Genomic DNA, 15,845 nt, shown 5'->3' on the forward strand with positions numbered 1-15,845 from the left:
AAGGCACGGCTGATGACGCGCGGCGCGATAAACGCCGCGCTGATCCCATTTGAGGAGCAGTACCCGTGAGCAGACTGTCATATGCCGGTGCACCGGCCGAAGGTGCCGCCCCCCGCCGCGAAGCCCAGCAGGCCGGGACGCGCCAGGCGCGCGTACTGATGGACCACATGGGCTGGATCGCTGCCGTGGGCGTGGCCGGCGCGGCCGTGGGCGCGCTGGTGGCGCTGTCGGCGCCGCCGCAGTACCGCGCGCAAGCGCTGGTGCAGGTGGAGAGCCGTGACGGCGGCGCGCGCAGCGTCGCGCAGACACAGGGCGCCGCCGGCTTCGATGCGGGCCTGCTCAAGAGCCGCGCCGTGGTCGGGCCGGTGGTGGAGCGGCTGCGGCTGGACATCACCGCGCAGCCGCTGCGCCCGCCGCTGGTGGGCGCGCTGCTCGACCGTTTTTCCACGCCCGGGCATCTGGGCGGCACCTGGCCCGCGAGCCTGGGCTACGCCTGGGGCGGCGAGCGCCTTGTCATCGAGAGCATGACCGTGCCCGAGCCGCTGGTGGACCAGCCGCTCACGTTCGAAGTGCGCCGTGAGGGCCGCTATCGCGTCTTCCAGCAGGACGCGCTGCTGCTCGAAGGCAGCGTAGGTGAGACCGCCAGCGGCAATGGCATTACGCTGCGCGTGGACAAGATCGAGGCCGGCCCCGGCACGCGCTTCACGCTCACGCGGCATGACCTGGCGCAAACCGCCGAAGCCGTGCGCCGCGGGCTCACGGTGGAGAGCGAAGCTGCAGAGATCCCGGCCAGCCTCGGCGGCGCTGCCGCGGCAACCGGACTGCCCAGCGGCACCGTGCGCGTAAGCTGGACGTATCCCGACCGGCAGCTCGCCGCCCACCTCGTCAACGGCGTCACGCGCGCCTATATCGACGGCCAGACCACCAAGCGGCGCGAGGACGCGGCCGGCACGCTGGCGTTCCTGTCGAGCGAACTGCCGCGCGTGCAGACCGAACTCACCCGCGCCGAGGAAGCGCTCGCGCGCTACCGCGCCCGCACCGGCTCGCTGCAGCCCAGCCGCGACGCGCAGTCCTTCCTGAACAACAGCATGGAGTACCAGCGCCAGATCGCCGCGCTGCGCATCGAGCGCACGCGCCTGCTGCAGCGCTTCATGCCCGAGGCCAACGAGGTGCGCACCATCGACAGCCAGATCCAGCAGATGATCCGCGAACGTGCCGAGATCGATGCGCGCATGCAGAGCCTGTCGGCTTCCGAGCGCGAATCGGTGGCGCTCACGCGCGACGTCAAGGTGGCCGAGGACATGTACATGGCCCTGCGCAACAAGGTCGAGCAGCTCTCGCTGATGCTCTCGGACAGCTCCAGCCAGTTGCGCGTGGTCGATGCCGCGATTGCACCGGTCGCCCCTAGCGGGATTGGCACCTGGCCGTTCGCGACCGCGGGCGCGTTGCTCGGCCTGTGCCTGGGCGTGGCCGGCATCAACCTGCGCCAGCGCCTGCGCCCCTCGGTGGCCAGCGCCGCCGACGCGGAGGAGCGCCTGGGCATGGCCATGCTGGGCGATATCGCCTTCAGCAACGAGCAGACCGACCTGGAACGCCAGATCGAGGGCAAGCGCCGCCTGGGCATCGCCGCGGGCTTCGCCTTGCCGCCGAACGCGCGACTGGGCTGGCCCGAGCCCACCACCAGCGTGATCGACGCGGCCACCGCCGCGGAGCCGGAAAGCGAGCGCGCGCGCGCCGAACGGTTGCTGCGCCACGGCCTGCACGACCATTACCTGTTGGCGCGCCGCGCGCCGCATTCGCTGGCGGTGGAGGGGCTGCGCACGTTGCGCGCGGCACTGCATTTCACGCTGCGCGATGCGCCCAACTGCGTGGTGGCGGTCACCAGTCCTGCTGCCGGAGCCGGCAAGACCTTTGCCGCGGTCAACCTGGCGGTGCTGTTTGCCGAAGCCGGCCAGCGCGTGCTGCTGGTCGACGCCGACCTGCGGCGCGGGCGCGTGGCCGACTGGTTCGACCAGCCTGTCGAACCGGGACTGGCAGAGGTGCTGGCGGGGCGCACGGCGATCGCCGACGCGGTCAAGCCCAGCGTGGTCAACGGGCTGTTCCTGCTGAATCGCGGCGTGGTGCCTGCCAATCCGTCCGAACTGCTGATGCTGCCGACGCTGGCGGAAACGCTGCGGTTGTGCGCGGGGCGGTTTGACCTGGTGCTGGTCGATACGCCGCCGGTGATGGCGGTGGCCGATGCCACGCTGGTGGCCAACCTGGCGGGATCCACGCTGGTGGTGGTGCGGGCGGATGTCACGGCTACGGCGCAGGTTGATGAGACGCTCAAGCGGCTGGCGCATGCCAATGCGCGGCTCGCGGGCGGCATTCTCAATGGGGTCATGCCACGGCGCAGCAACCGGACGGATTTCAATACGATCAATCCTTACCTGGGGATGCCGTTGCCGCGGCCGCAGGACAAGCACCTGGCGCTGGAAAAGGCAGAAGCGCCCCGCCAATCCTGAATCTCGCTACGCGTCGCGTACCCATTTCTGCGTGCCGTCCGTCGGTATCGCCGCAGGAATGGGTCGCGCCCCTTCTCCTGCGTCATTCCCCCATACAGGCATCGGACGTCGCGACGGCATTCGCGAAGGATTGGTCAAACGCGACTGCGGTCTGACCTGTGTGAGCATCTTGCTGCGTGCGAAGCAGTCCGCTTTGAACCGTACCCTAAGCAGGCTTGCAGTTCGGAAAGGGGCCCGGAAAGGGAACGAAAAGGGGCCGCGCTGGTCGCTATTGCGCGAACAGTATGTGTGCGCCAACGTCGTTGTTCGCAGCATCGGCGCCTACGCCTACCTTGATCGTGTAGTTGCCACCGGTAAGGTCTGTCGTAATCGAGTTGTTCTTGAACGTGGATGCCTTGATGATGCCGACGATCGATTTGGTGCCGAAGTTTTGCTGTGGATAGGAGATCTTGTTGCCGGAGAAGCTGGCAACCCCGGCTCTGATATTGGGAAAATCGTCACGGTAGTCCGGCCCGTGCGTGCTGATGAGCACGTTGTTCTCGATAACGACTCTTGCCCCCGCATCGAGCGCCTGAAGTCCGACGCCACTGCTCTTGATGGTGTTGCCCCTGACGATCGTGTTCACTGTCTTCATGTCGCCGACTCCCTCTGAAAACGCGGGGTAAACACCGCCATCGATCGTATCGATCACGTTGTTTTCAATGACCGATCCGGGCGCTGAGAGGATGATCACGTATGGATGCTTGTTCCCGGCGCGGCCCACGATTTCCGAATTTCTGATGGTGACGTTCTCGGTGTTCCTGCCATTGTCGCCACCGACGAACTGTGAGCCCTTGTTGTTCACGAAACGGCAGGCGTCGAAGACGATATCGCCTGTTCTCGCTGTAACGCCCTCGGCCGGCGTTCCGTCGGGCTCGATATCCACCCCCGCGGCGGGAGCGTGGGTGGGGTAGGACCCGCCGGTTATACCCGTGTTACGGAAGGAGGACCTGGTGATCCGGAAGGTCCTTGCCTGCATGATGCTCATTCCCTGACGGGCATTGTTGTATGAATCGACATCGTGGATGGTGCCATTGCGATCGGCGTTGAACTCCCCGCCGATGAACAGGCCATCGCAGGCAAAGTGATGGATCTTCAGGTGGCTGAGTTCATAGTTGGAACTCGCGTGCGTCTGGATGCCGTGTGAAGACGTTTCACTCAGCGGCTTGCCATCCGGCGAAGGCGGCCGCGACATCTTGTCGACGTTGCCGTAGAGCTCCAGGCCCGAGATCCTGAAGTTGGTGGAATGCCTGAGCTCGAACCCGAGCTGGTGCCTGTAGGAATACCAGGATTGACCACTGCTCTTATCGTTGGTGATGGTGAAGTCCCCTTTAAAGGAAACAACGGAGCCGGTGCAGCCGATCAGGCTGAAGTTGCTGGCTTTCGCGAGCCGGATATTCTGGTTCCCGTTCGCCCCGGGCCCGCCGGCGCTGGCGTAGCGATTGATGTGGTAAGTGCCTCTGGGGAAATATACGATCTTGCGCTTGATATACCTGTAATTGGAAATCTCTGCCGCCATCCTCTGGAAGGCATCATAGTCATCCGTAACGCCATCACCCCTGGCCCCGTAGGCAGTGATGGCCTTCACGATGGCGCCGGGATAAGCCCGTTTCTCGGCGCTCAGGAGCGGGCAAGGATCCGAAGCGCCGGGGGCGCTCCTGGTGCTCGCTGTCGGGCGAGGGGCGGAGTCTGCCGGGCCGGGACCGGCTTCATTCAGGCTCCTGGCGGCAGCCTGGAATCCTGTCTGCGGATAGCTCGAAAGAGGCAGAAATGCACAACAGACGGCTGCAGCGACGGAAGTCCGGAACAGTTTCGGCTTCGTTCGCGTCTTCGAAGCAGACATAGCGTCCCCCTGAATGATGCTGGCTATGGTTGGAAAAGCTTCGGCCCGAAGCCAGCATCGCTGTTGCGGATCAGGCTACGCACGCGGTCTCCCTGACCCGGCTGCCGTTGTCGCTGGCTGCCGCGAGTTCGAATGGCAAGCCCTCCGGTCCGGCAGCGGACGGAGGGCAGCCATGCCAGCAATGATCGGGAGACCGGCGACAGTTCTGCTTATCCTTCGGGCGCGGTCGATGTTGTCGTCCCTCAGGCGCGCTTGGCGGGCTTCGCGCCGTATTCGCCGAGGTAACGGTACTTGCCGAAGTAGTAATGCGCCCGGTACCAGCGGCCCTCGATGCGCAGGCCATTGAGCAGTACGCCCTTGACGTCTGCCCCGCTCTGCTGGAGCACCCGCTGGGATGCCTGCAGCTCGCTCACGGTGGTCTTATCGGCGAGCGCCACGAGGAAGACAGCGGCTGCCTTGCTGGCCAGGATGCCGGCGTCGGTTGCTGCCAGGATGGGCGGGGTGTCGATCATGACCAGGTCGTAGCGCATCGTGAGCGTGTTGATCAGGCTCTCCATCGCCGGGCTGAGCAGGACGTCCGCCGCATGCGGCGGCTCGCTGCCGGTCGAAATGAAGTCCAGGCCGGGCGCAACTTCCCTTTGCACGACCTGCTCGAACGGCGCCCCCAGCAGCAGTTCGGTGAGCCCAGGCGTGCGCCGGGCGTCAAAGCGGCGATGCAGTGATCCGCGCCGCAGGTCGGCGTCGATCAGCACCACACGCTTGCCGCTGGCGGCGATCGCCGAGAAGTTCGCGCAGATAAAGGACTTGCCGACGCCGGGCGCAGGCCCTGTGATGACCACGGTCCGGTTCTTGTTGCCGGCCAGTGCGAATTGCAGGGCGGTGCGGAAGCTGCGCAGCGTTTCCACGGCGGGATCGTCCGGCTGCTGGCGTACCAGCAGCCCGCCCCCGTTGGCCGCCTCCTGCGTTTGTGCCTCCTGCGGGGTGAAGGGGATCGTGGTGTAGACCACCATGCCCGTGCGTCGCTCGATCTCATCGGCGTCCGCCACGCCGCCGTTGAAGGCATGGCGCAAGATGACCGCCGCCAGGCCGGCGAACAGACCGAGCACGACCGCCAGCGTGGCAATCACCTCGCGGTTCGGGCGGACCGGGCTGATCGGTACTTCCGCCGCGTCGACCAGGCGCGAGGTGCCTACCTTGCTGGCCTTCATCAGCTTGAGTTGCTGCGTGTCGTTCAGCAGCGACTGCAGCATCTCGGTGCTGACCTTCACGTCGCGCATCAGGCGCAGTACGTTCTGCTCGACGTCAGGCAGCTTCTGGATGCGGCCCGCCAGGCTATTGATCTGGGCGTTGACGCTGGCGATCTGGCCGTCGATCAGCGAGATGATCGGATGGTTGGGCGTGAAGCGTGCGTCCAGCTCCTGCCGCTTCTGGCGAAGCTCCTGCAGCTTGGTCTGGAGCTGCACCGACTGGTTCAGCATCAGCTTGGATTCCTCGGGCAGGTCGACGGTGCCGCGCTGGTTGCGCATGGCGTTGTAACGGTTCTCCGAGGTTTCGACCTGCTGCTTGAGCTGCGGCAGCTGTTGCTCCAGGAAGGCCAGCGACTTCTCCGCTTCGGCGGCCTTGCGCAGCACGTTCTGCTCGACATAGGCGTTGCCGATTTCGTTGAGCGTGGCAGCCACCATCGGCGGGTCGTTGCCTTCCAGCGAGATGCCGATCACGCCGCTTTGCCTGCCGCGCTCGCTGATCACCAGCCTGCTCTGCAAGCTCGCAATTGCCGTGCTGCGCGGCACCCGGCGCAGGTCGAACCTGGCGCCGCCGCGCGCGTCGAGTTCTTTGACCAGCAGGCGCACGGGACCAGCCGGCGTGGCGATAGAGAGGGGCTCGCCGACCTTGCCGTTGCCCTTGACGTCGTCGCCATTGAACGCCACCGAGTAGCCTCCGTTGCCGGTTGCCGTCAGCACGATCCTGCGGTCTTCCATCGACGCCGGCACGTCCAGCTCCTGCACGGCAATCGATTCGCGCCCCCAGGCGTAGCCACCCCATCCGAACAGGCCCGGCTTGGACAATTCCCGGTTGAAGTGCGCGATGCTCGATCCGATCAGCGGAAAGTAGCGCGGCTGTGCCTCGATATCGAGATGCAGGGTTGCGATGGCCTTGCCGACCACCATCCGCGAGCGCAGCAGCTCTATTTCCGCCGAAGCCGCCGGCTTGATGTCCAGCCCCGGCGATATCGACGTGGACAGCTTGCTTGCACTGCCGCCGAGCGGGCTATTGCTCTCTTCCACCTGGACCACGATGTCGGTGCGGTAGACCGGCGAGGCGACCACCGCGTAGAGCAAGCCCAGCGCGACAATGACGACGGCGGTGCTCAGGAACGTCCAGCGGTAGCGGACCAGAATGTCCAGATACGAGGTCAGGTCGACGGACTTTTCGCGCTCGACGGCTTCCTCGATCGCGTCATCTCGCTTGCTTATCGTTCTCATGTCGCCTCCCTGTAGCTGTCTGTCGCGGCAACCGCGTACTCCTGTTCCAGTTGCAACGACCACGACGAGATTCCCTGCTTGATCAATTCCAGGACGATGCTGAACATCTGCTGCGAGCAGCCGTACGGGTCGGGTACGTCGAGATCCATGCCTTCGCAAAGCCTGAACGTCTTGCCGCGCGACTGTGGGAAGCGCTGCTCCAGCGTTTCGCGCTGGAGGCTTTCCATGACCAATACCAGGTCGGCGGATTCCACCAGGGCATTGTCCACGGCGCGGGCGCGGTGTCCGGCCAGGTTGCAGCCCTCGTGGGCCAGCAAGCGCACCACGCGCGGATCGGCCGCGGCGCCGACCGGTGGCGCGAGCCCGGCCGATGTCACCCGGCAATCGGGCAGGGCGCGGTTGAGCAGCACGGCCGCCATCGGGCTGCGGCAAACATTGCCGAGGCAGACGACGAGGATGGTTCTGGGCATACCGGTATCACTCACTTATTTGATCCCTGTCGCCGTGCCGATCAGCGACGTGGACGGCAGCAGCAGGTTCATCACGCGACTCCAGCGAACCAGGTCGCGGGCGTCGACATAGACCACGTCCTTCGGCTCCAGCTCAAAGCCTTCGGCAATGGCCAGCGCGGCCGGCGAAGTGCCATCCAGATGGAACACCTTGGGTTCGCCGTTCGGCTCCTTGCGGATGACGAAGATCTGCTCCGCGTTGGCCGTGCCCGGGTTGACGCCGCCAGCGTCACCCAGCGCCTCGTTCAGTGTCATGCGGCCGTTGCGCATCAGCAGCGACGACGGCTTTGCCACTTCGCCAGTCACGAATATCTTGTTGTCCTCGCGCTGCTCCACGCGCACGATGTCGCCGGAGCGCAGCATGATGCGCGCCGGATCGACGCCCTTGGCCAGCAGGGCCGGGATATTGACGTACCAGCTGCGTTCGCCGCGAGTCACCCGTATGCGGCTGTTGTCGCCGGTCAGGTTCAGCACGCCGCCGGCACGGTTGAGCGCTTCAACCAGCGTCATCGGCGCATCGTCGATGGCGAGCATGCCGGGCGTGCGCACTTCGCCGTCGACGTAGACGCGCTGGCTGCGGAAGCCCAGCACGCGCACGGTCATCTGCGGGTCACGCACCACCCGGGAGAGGATGCGGGCCATCTCGTTGCGTACCTGGTTGGCGGTCCTGCCGGCAACCTTCATGACGCCGGCATAGGGAAACTGGATGTCTCCCTGCGGGCTCACCACGTAGCCGGGCAGGTTGGAGCCGCCACTTGACTGCGGGATTTCGAGGCTGGCGGCGGGGCTGTAGGTCTGGGTCGGGAAGACGAGTTCCGGGTGGTCCCAGACCACCACGGAAATAATGTCGCCCGGGCCGATCCGGTACGGCTCGGCCTTGGCAAACAGCTCTTCGACGCGCTCGTTAGCGGGCTTGCTCTTGTTGCGCAGCGCGCGCACGAGATCGAGCGTGATCGGCGTCACGCTGGGCATCGCGTCGGGCCCGACCGCCTTGACCGGTGACTTGCTGTCGAAAACCATGCCGGGAGAGGCGGCGCATGCCGACAGCAGCGCGGCGCTCAAGAGAGACAGTACCAAGGCCGCAGGGCCGCGGCGCTTGGCCTGGTTGGGACGCTGGATGTTACAACTGCAGATTGATCTCACGGCGATCTCCTCGCGAAGCGGGCAGGCACCCAAGCCGATACTGCACCCACGATGCACTGATCGTAGGAACGCCGGCTGAAAAGCTCGGTGCGCTGACACACATTGCTTTCGAGCGGAGATGCTCCAACACTGCCGGAGCGAGGCAGTACGGCGCGGACCGCGGCCCATCTCCTCCATCAGAAGGAGATGGGCCATCTGGACGATGCCGCTGCCAGGGCAAGGCTGTAATCTGCGGAAACACACCGCCGGCACGGCAACATGTCTGGTCAGCGAGTCGAGCATAGGCAATGGCTCGGGAGACCGAAATGGCAGGATGCCCGGCAGTGTGCGGGGGACAACAGTGAGCGCGGCGGTGGCGCTGCCAGAATGCTTAGAATCGGGGCAGGCAATCGGGCGATGGCGCAATGCGCAACCGGGGGGCTGGGCTTTCAGAACCAGGGGCGCTATCAAGGCGCCTCCTGCAAGGCAGGTGGCCAAGGACAACGAGATTTGTACTGCAGGGCCGCGCAACGACGCCTGATTGATTACTTATATAAGGGGTTCCAACGAAGACCGGCAGGACCGGCAGGCCGGACGTTACACCCAGGCCATGCCGGCGACGACTTTACCGATCTTCTTTTCGGAGAAACCTGGCATGCGTATGCAGATCGCCCGCAATGTGCTCTGGCTGGTCCTGGAGCGAGGCCTTCAGGTGGTGTTCGGCATCGTGAGCGTGGCCCTGATCGCACGCGCTGTCGGCCCCGAAGGCTTCGCGGAGTTCCAGTACGCACAGTCACTGGTGCTGATTGCATCAGCGTTCGCACTTATCTGCGGCAACGAAGTGGTCATCCCGCGCCTTGTCGCCGACCAGGCGCCGGCCGCGCAGCACAGGCTGCTGGCCCATGTGTTCGGCTTGCGCGAGCTTGCCGCGGTGCTGGGCTATGTGCTGCTCGTGATGGTCGTGGCGATGACGGAAGACGACCAGGTCATTGTCGTGATCGTCATCATCGTGGGCATCCCCATGCTGTTCCGCGAACCGTTCGGCGCGGTCCGCTCATGGCTGCAGGCGCGTACTGACAGCCGCCCAGGCGTGATTTTCAGCATGGTCGGCCTTGCCTTCCGGATGGTTGCGGTTGGGGCGCTTTACCTGGCAGGCACGGACTCCGCCCCGGACTATGCCTGGGTGGTCGCCGTGGAGTCCCTGCTGTTTGCCGTGCTGCTTGCCCGCTACTACCGCAAGCGCAGCCCCCGCGTTGCGGTGCAGTTTGACTGGTCGCTCGCCCGGACACTGCTGCGTGATGGCACGGTGTTCTGGATGAGCATGATGCTCATGCTCTGCGCGAAGCGCATCGATCAACTGCTGCTCAAGCCGCACATTTCCCTCTTCGAGCTGGGCGGCTATGCAGCCTGCATGCAGGTTCTGGACAACTTCATGATGCTCAGCGCGATCGTCGCGAGCTCGCTGGCACCGCTGATGATCTACGCGCAACCGAGCCTGGCACTGGTACGGCGCAACGTGATGTACGTTGCCGCCGGCATGGTCGCGATGGGGGTGTTGGGAGGCGCGCTGCTGGCCTACTGCGCGCCGTGGATCATCGCCCTGATTTACGGCGATCACTATGACGCTGCGGCAAGCCTGCTGCGGCTTTCCGCGATGGCATCCGGGCTGGTGTTCGCCGATGCGGCACTGTCGCTGCTGGTGATCTATCTGCGCAAGCCGAACTGGCTGGTGGAGAAATGGCTCCTGGTGCTTCTCACCATGGTCGTGGTGGACCTCATCGCGATTCCGAACTACGGTGCCCGGGGCGCGGTTTATGGCTATATCGCTGGCAATGCGGTGGCCGTGATTGCCGGCATCGGGTTCTTCCTCCGGTCCCGCGAGCCGGACGCGGTGGAGCAGGCGGCGTGACCGCGGCGCGCCTGCAGTGGCCAACTCTTGCTTAGGGCTTTGACCATGGAATACGCATCTTCCGCGTGGCATGTACTCAGCGCGACACTCGTGCTGCTGATCGGCGCGCAAGTGACGGTGAGCATGGGCCGCAAGTTCGGCACCCGGCCGAAATGGGGGCTCTTGCTCTATGCCTGGCACACTATCTTCTGCATCTTCTACGCGAAGCTGGTGATGGAGACCGGGGGAGACGCAGCGGACTACTTCGAGGCTTCGCTGTTGCCGTCACCGGAGTTCTCCATCGGCACGCGCGCCGTGAGCTACTTCACGCATATCTTCTCGAGCTACCTCGGCTTCTCATACCTGGGCGTGTTTTTTGTCTTCAACATCTTCGGGACGATCGGCCTGCTGGCATTCGACGCGGTGCTGCGGACGGTGACCCGCGGCAGGAGCCGGTTTCTGCGGGGCCTGGCCATGGTGATGGTGTTGTTGCCCTCGATCAGCTTCTGGAGCGCCGCCATCGGCAAGGATTCGGTTGCCTTCATGGCGACCAGCCTTGCGCTGTGGGCAAGCTTGTCCATGCCGCGCCGCAGCTGGCTCATGATCATCGCCATCACCTGCATGTTCCTGGTGCGGCCGCACATCGCGGCGGTGATGATCCTGTCGCTCGCGGCCGCGATGGTGATCTCGGCAAAGATGCCCTGGAAGTGGCGGGTCGCGCTGGTCAGCGTGGCAATGGCCGCAACCGCGGCCATCGTGCCGTTCACCATGCAGTACGCAGGCTTGGGCGAGGCGCAGGACGCTGCCACCATCGAGGCCTACGTCGAAACGCGCCAGGGCTACAACCAGCAGGGCGGGGGCGGAATCGACATCGCCAGCATGTCGCTGCCGATGCAGCTCTTCACTTATGTCTTCCGGCCTTTGCCGCACGAGGCGAACGGCATCTTCGGCTTGGCGGCGTCGCTGGACAACGTGCTGCTGTTGCTGCTCGCCGTGCGTGGTGTCTGGGGCATGATCCACCGGCGGGGCAGCCGCGTGGTGCTGAAGAGCGCGGCGTTTCTCTGGATCTACTGTCTCGGCACCTGGCTGATCCTGGCGCCGATGACGGCGAACCTGGGCATCTCCGTGCGGCAGAAGTGGATGTTCGTGCCGATGCTGGTCTGCCTGCTGATCTGCAGCATCAGGGAGAGGCAGGTCAGGCGCCGCGCTCCGGCGGCAGAGTACCGGCCGCGGAGTTCCAGCTGCTGAATACCAGCCGCTGAATACCAGCCGCTGAATACCAGCCGCTGAATACCAGCCGCTGAATACCAGCCGCCAGGTCCGCCGGCGGCGACACCAGCGGGCCCTCCCTGACCAGCGCCGCCGTCCACGGCCCTGCGCCGCAATTCTCGCCGATTGGCGGGACCCGTTTTCCCACGCCTGGTTCCGTGCCCGTGGAGCGTTCCCGCTTCTGCGCGTAGCCGCCTGCGTACCGCCTGGCCCGCGAGTATCGCTCCAGGCCTGGCCGCACGTGGCGAACGGATGTTCGTGCCGATGTTGGACTGTCTGCTGATCTGCCTGGGCCTGCGTACCCGCCGCCAGTCACCGGATCGGCGCTGCGCCCGGCGACTGGCATGCTCCCTTTGCTCGTCCCGCTCCGGACTGGAGGCGGCTGCGCACGCTCCGTCCCGCAAGTCAGGTGCTGGCCAACTTCTTGGCGCGCAGCGCCTTCCCACCAATCCGGCGATTGATATAGGCGCGCATCGGCTTCTCGATGGCGAGATGAAGCAGGATGGCGATGCTGACAGTCAGCGCCAACAGCAACGCTGCCTGCACTACCCCTGGCAGGGTGGCCACGATCGCCAACCGGCCCCGCGCGAATTCGAACAGGTATTGGGGAATGCGCTGCACGATGTAGATGCAGTAGGAGACTTCACCGAGGAACACCAGGCTGCGCAGCGAAAACAAGCGGGTCAGTACATCCTTCTCGTAGGAGAGGAAGAACACCAGCCCGGCCGCGCCGGCCACGAACAGGACATCCAGGCCCAATCCGACGCCGAGCACGCAGACGCATAGCGCCAGTATGCCGCCGGCGGCGAAACCCTCATGGCCCGGCATCGCTTCCCGGAGCCGGCAGAGCAGGACCCCCAACAGGAATTCGGGGACCAGCCGCGCCACGCCGCCGCTCAGCGACAGGTGATCGGGCGAGGTGGCTTCCACTACCGCCAGCGCCGCCAGGGCCATGCCGCCGGCCAGCAGGATGCGGGTCCTGTTCAGCCGCGGCGCTACCAGAAGGAAGAGAGGGAAGAATACATAGGCGAACCACTCGGCGCTGACTGACCAGCCGACGTCATTCCATCCGCTCGCGCCCGCGTAGCGCCACGCGCTCAGCATCAGCATTTCCCGCAGGAAGCTGACCGCGGTATAGCCGCCAGTGCCTACGTTGTGCGTGTGCAGGAGCAGATCGCGTGCGATCACGGCGAGCCCGAAGGCGAGCAGGCAGACGAGGTAGACCGGGTAGATGCGGGCGATTCGAGCCACGATGAACCTCTGCCACCGTATCTCCTTGCCCGGTGCCGGATCGTAGTTGTAGGCGAGGATGAAGCCGCTGAGGATAAAGAAGCCGTCGACGCCCAGGTAGCCGTGGTCGAACAAGGTGCTGGTGAAGCCGATGTTGAAGAACGCGCCTTCCGGTCCGTAGACATGGAACCAGTGCCTGCACAGCACCCATAAGGCCAGGAACAGCCGCAGGCTCGTAAGAGGTTTGAATTGTCTCATTGCAGGGCTCCTGTGCTCTCGATGCCAAGACCGCGAGTACCCGGTCGAGGGTGCCATGGAACGGGCCATGGCAGGGTTGTGCGGGACCAGCCTGTCCTATTCGGCCGGGAGTTTCGCTTCCTGGAAAGCCGCCGGCGGGTGCGTCAACGCGCCGGGGCTGCCTTCGGCACGGGTCTGTGGCACGCCAAGCGGCTCGACGAGGCGGCTGCCATCCTCCCCGGCATGGCAACGGCTGACATGTTGCGCAATGCGCGGCGCGGCATACTTGGCTCCGTAGACGAAGCGCAGTACCGGGCCGAAGCTCATCGCAGCCGCGGGTCCGGTGACGTAGAGGCCCGGCACATGGGATTCGAAGTTGCGCGACACGTCGGGCCAGCCATCGACGAGCGAGAGCCCGGCGACGATCTCCGGCGACAGGAAGGGATGCCTTGCCAAATCGACCCTGAAGCCGGTGGCGACGACAACGTGGTCGCCGGTGACGGTTGGCGGGCCGCTCTCACCGCTCACCTCCAGCACCACCTCGCCGTTGCGGACCGTGCCATGCCGGACGGAGGTCTGCATCCGGATGTCGACCTTGCCGACCACGCGGTCGCGCAGCCACCACGCGCCTGAGGGGCCGAACGAAGTCTCGGCGATACGTTTGCGCAGCCGCTGCCCGACCGCCCGGAACAGATACGGGAATTCCGACAGGACGTATGGATACCAGCCCTGGGCCAGCCCGCCCTCGGGACTGAGCACCCGCGAGATCAGGCTGCGGTCGATCTCCGGATCCTTGTTCCAGGAAATGATGTTGTCGCGGACCAGCACACGGACATGTGCGCCCAGCTCGTTGAACAGCGCCGCCAGGCCGAGGGCCGACTGCCCCCCGCCGATGATCACGACGCGCTTGCCTCGCGCCCACATCAGGTTGCCGATCTCCCCGGAGTGCAGGACATGCGGCCTGGGCAGCCCTTGCAGGGAGGGCGGCATGTGCTCGAACCCCTTGAGCCCGAGGGCAATTACCGCACGCCGCGCGAGCAGCGCGCCCCCGTCGCTCAGGGACAGGCGGAAGCCGCCGTCCTGGCGGCGCAGCTCCGTGACTCCCACCGGGCGCACGTGGCTGACCAGCTGCGACTGGAACCAGAGCCCGTACTCGACAAACCTTTCCAGCGGCAAGCGCATGCCGATCGGGGCATACGGCAGGTGCATGCGGCGGCTGTAATCCTCCAGCCTGTAGCCGGCGTGGGGCGCATACAGGTCCGAGGCGAAGGCCTCGGAGCGCATCAGCATCCCGGGCGGCATGAAATTGCGCCAGGCAAGCATCGGCTCGCCGAGCACCTGGTGGGGCACGCCAAGATGGCTGAGGTGGGCCGAGATCGACAGTCCATACGGGCCGGCCCCGATAATCGCGGTATCCGTGGTCGAGATCATTGCTGTTCCTGTTGGACCTGCTCGCGACGATTGGAGGAAAACCAGCCGTTCCACCGCTGACGCAAGCGTGTGAGGGGCGGGTTCAGGCAGTACTGATGGATGGCCGGAAGCGGGTCATCCCAGCGGAAATAGCCGTCGAAGGTTCGTGCGCCGGGCGCCATCAGCCCGGCCGGCGCCCCGCGGATGAACGTGGCGCGCCAGACTGCGCCAGGATTGGCGGGGGCCCCCGGCAAGTCGGGCAGCTCAAGTTCATGGCGATACGCCGCCAGCGGGATGTTGACCCCGCACAGTGTGGCGATTTCTTCCTGCCAGTCGATCCGCCCGACGGTCGGCTCGATCATCACGAAGCGCTGGTGGTTGTCGTCCCACTTGTACTCCATGCTGCCCATGCCGTCGAAGCCGGCACACCTGGCGAAGTCGAGCGTGATCCGCCCGAGTTCCGAGTGGGCTTCCGGCGCGCCGACGCAGACGGCGGTGCTGCCGATGTCAGGCGGCCAGCAGGCCAGCTTCCTGCCCGTAAACACCGCTGCCGCCTTGCCATCCTTGCCGCGGTAGAAGAGGGTGAAATAGATATTGCTCTGCGGGCCATTGATCCACTCCTGCGCCACGATGCCGCCGGGGGTGCGCAGCATGGCGCGGGCGTGGTCCTGCCCCTCGGCCAGCGATTCCACGCGGATGGCGCGCTCCTTGTCCCCGCTCAGGGCCTGGCGCTTGTCGTCAGGTTTGATCACGCAGGGGAAGTGCAGGGAAGACAGCTGGGGCACGTCGAACTGGCCGTTCAGGATGACCGTGCGGGGTACCGGGAAGTCATGGTCCTGCGCAAAGCGGTGGAAGGCGGCCTTGCTGCTGAGCATCCGCACGCCCTGCGCGGACGGCAGGCGGAACCGGTACCACAACGACAATTCCTCCCGCGCTTCCGAGACACTGTGGACGGCATCCTCGTCAGTGAGGTACAACACTGGCCGGTGCCCCAGCTGGCGCGCCAGCGCAACCATGTCGTCGATGAAGTTGCGCCCCACGAAGCTGCGAATGCCATGCCGGCGGGCATGGCGAGACCAAAGCGCTGGCGCGGCGTGCTTCGTTTCTGCCACGATGACGGGAATCCCCTGTCCTGACAGTGACCGCACCAGTCCAAGCCCGCCGAGTTCACCGCCGACGACTACCGCCGCGGGCATCTCTGCCGCATCGAGCCTGCTTTTCATCATGATCTCCAGGAGGGGATAAGCGCTGTACCGTACAGCGGGTGCGGAGAGGTTTAGCGGATTTTGGTCCGCGCGCTCATCGGCCAGC

The 15,845-nt window shown here is 65.4% G+C and carries 10 protein-coding genes; 3 read left to right on the forward strand and 7 right to left on the reverse strand.

Features of this window, described 5'->3' with window-relative positions; translation table 11 throughout:
* Positions 1–65 precede the first annotated feature (65 nt).
* The gene (locus K307_RS19135) at positions 66–2,504 is read left to right on the forward strand and encodes a polysaccharide biosynthesis tyrosine autokinase (RefSeq protein WP_042880460.1); all 2,439 of its coding nucleotides are present in this window, start codon (positions 66–68) and stop codon (positions 2,502–2,504) included.
* 268 nt (positions 2,505–2,772) lie between these two features.
* Here the strand turns inward: K307_RS19135 and K307_RS19140 are convergent, their stop codons facing one another.
* The 4 genes from K307_RS19140 to K307_RS19155 form a co-directional block, all read right to left on the reverse strand.
* Complete coding sequence (locus K307_RS19140) at positions 2,773–4,131, reverse strand: glycosyl hydrolase family 28-related protein (protein WP_230625759.1); 1,359 nt, start codon at positions 4,129–4,131, stop codon at positions 2,773–2,775.
* Positions 4,132–4,628: 497 nt separating this feature from the next.
* Positions 4,629–6,869, reverse strand: a complete 2,241-nt coding sequence (locus K307_RS19145) for a polysaccharide biosynthesis tyrosine autokinase (protein WP_042880463.1) — start codon at positions 6,867–6,869, stop codon at positions 4,629–4,631.
* Positions 6,866–7,339 (reverse strand): low molecular weight protein-tyrosine-phosphatase, encoded by a 474-nt coding sequence (locus K307_RS19150; protein WP_042880465.1) that lies wholly within the window; start codon positions 7,337–7,339, stop codon positions 6,866–6,868. The genes K307_RS19145 and K307_RS19150 overlap by 4 nt, the downstream gene beginning before the upstream one ends.
* 15 nt (positions 7,340–7,354) lie before the next feature.
* Positions 7,355–8,521, reverse strand: a complete 1,167-nt coding sequence (locus tag K307_RS19155) for a polysaccharide biosynthesis/export family protein (RefSeq protein ID WP_042882309.1) — start codon at positions 8,519–8,521, stop codon at positions 7,355–7,357.
* Positions 8,522–9,161: 640 nt separating this feature from the next.
* Between K307_RS19155 and K307_RS19160 the strand changes: the two genes are divergently transcribed.
* Positions 9,162–10,409: an oligosaccharide flippase family protein gene (locus K307_RS19160; protein ID WP_230625761.1), complete on the forward strand. Its 1,248-nt coding sequence runs from the start codon at positions 9,162–9,164 to the stop codon at positions 10,407–10,409.
* 45 nt (positions 10,410–10,454) lie between these two features.
* A complete protein-coding gene (locus K307_RS19165) occupies positions 10,455–11,636 on the forward strand; it encodes a hypothetical protein (RefSeq protein ID WP_042880469.1) in 1,182 nt (393 codons plus the stop codon).
* Between the two features lie 426 nt (positions 11,637–12,062).
* On the opposite strand, the gene K307_RS19170 is transcribed toward K307_RS19165, so the two are convergent.
* The 3 genes from K307_RS19170 to K307_RS19180 all read right to left on the reverse strand — a co-directional run bounded on the left by K307_RS19170 (position 12,063) and on the right by K307_RS19180 (position 15,760).
* Positions 12,063–13,145: an acyltransferase family protein gene (locus K307_RS19170; protein WP_155301176.1), complete on the reverse strand. Its 1,083-nt coding sequence runs from the start codon at positions 13,143–13,145 to the stop codon at positions 12,063–12,065.
* A 96-nt stretch (positions 13,146–13,241) separates the two neighbouring features.
* Positions 13,242–14,555, reverse strand: coding sequence for an NAD(P)-binding domain-containing protein (locus K307_RS19175; RefSeq protein WP_051974967.1), 1,314 nt, complete (start codon positions 14,553–14,555; stop codon positions 13,242–13,244).
* Positions 14,552–15,760 (reverse strand): carboxylate--amine ligase, encoded by a 1,209-nt coding sequence (locus tag K307_RS19180; protein ID WP_230625763.1) that lies wholly within the window; start codon positions 15,758–15,760, stop codon positions 14,552–14,554. Before K307_RS19180 ends, K307_RS19175 begins: the two co-directional genes overlap by 4 nt.
* Positions 15,761–15,845: the final 85 nt, after the last annotated feature.

The sequence above is a fragment of the Cupriavidus necator A5-1 genome, assembly GCF_000744095.1.
In the GTDB taxonomy this organism is placed as follows: domain Bacteria; phylum Pseudomonadota; class Gammaproteobacteria; order Burkholderiales; family Burkholderiaceae; genus Cupriavidus; species Cupriavidus necator_A.

What these genes read in the sequence shown, in the direction of transcription:
- K307_RS19165 (WP_042880469.1), top strand. Translation starts at nt 10,455, where the DNA reads ATGGAATACGCATCTTCCGCGTGGCATGTACTCAGCGCGACACTCGTG.
- K307_RS19170 (WP_155301176.1), bottom strand. Translation starts at nt 13,145, where the DNA reads ATGAGACAATTCAAACCTCTTACGAGCCTGCGGCTGTTCCTGGCCTTA.
- K307_RS19150 (WP_042880465.1), bottom strand. Translation starts at nt 7,339, where the DNA reads ATGCCCAGAACCATCCTCGTCGTCTGCCTCGGCAATGTTTGCCGCAGC.
- K307_RS19180 (WP_230625763.1), bottom strand. Translation starts at nt 15,760, where the DNA reads ATGATGAAAAGCAGGCTCGATGCGGCAGAGATGCCCGCGGCGGTAGTC.
- K307_RS19145 (WP_042880463.1), bottom strand. Translation starts at nt 6,869, where the DNA reads ATGAGAACGATAAGCAAGCGAGATGACGCGATCGAGGAAGCCGTCGAG.
- K307_RS19175 (WP_051974967.1), bottom strand. Translation starts at nt 14,555, where the DNA reads ATGATCTCGACCACGGATACCGCGATTATCGGGGCCGGCCCGTATGGA.
- K307_RS19160 (WP_230625761.1), top strand. Translation starts at nt 9,162, where the DNA reads ATGCAGATCGCCCGCAATGTGCTCTGGCTGGTCCTGGAGCGAGGCCTT.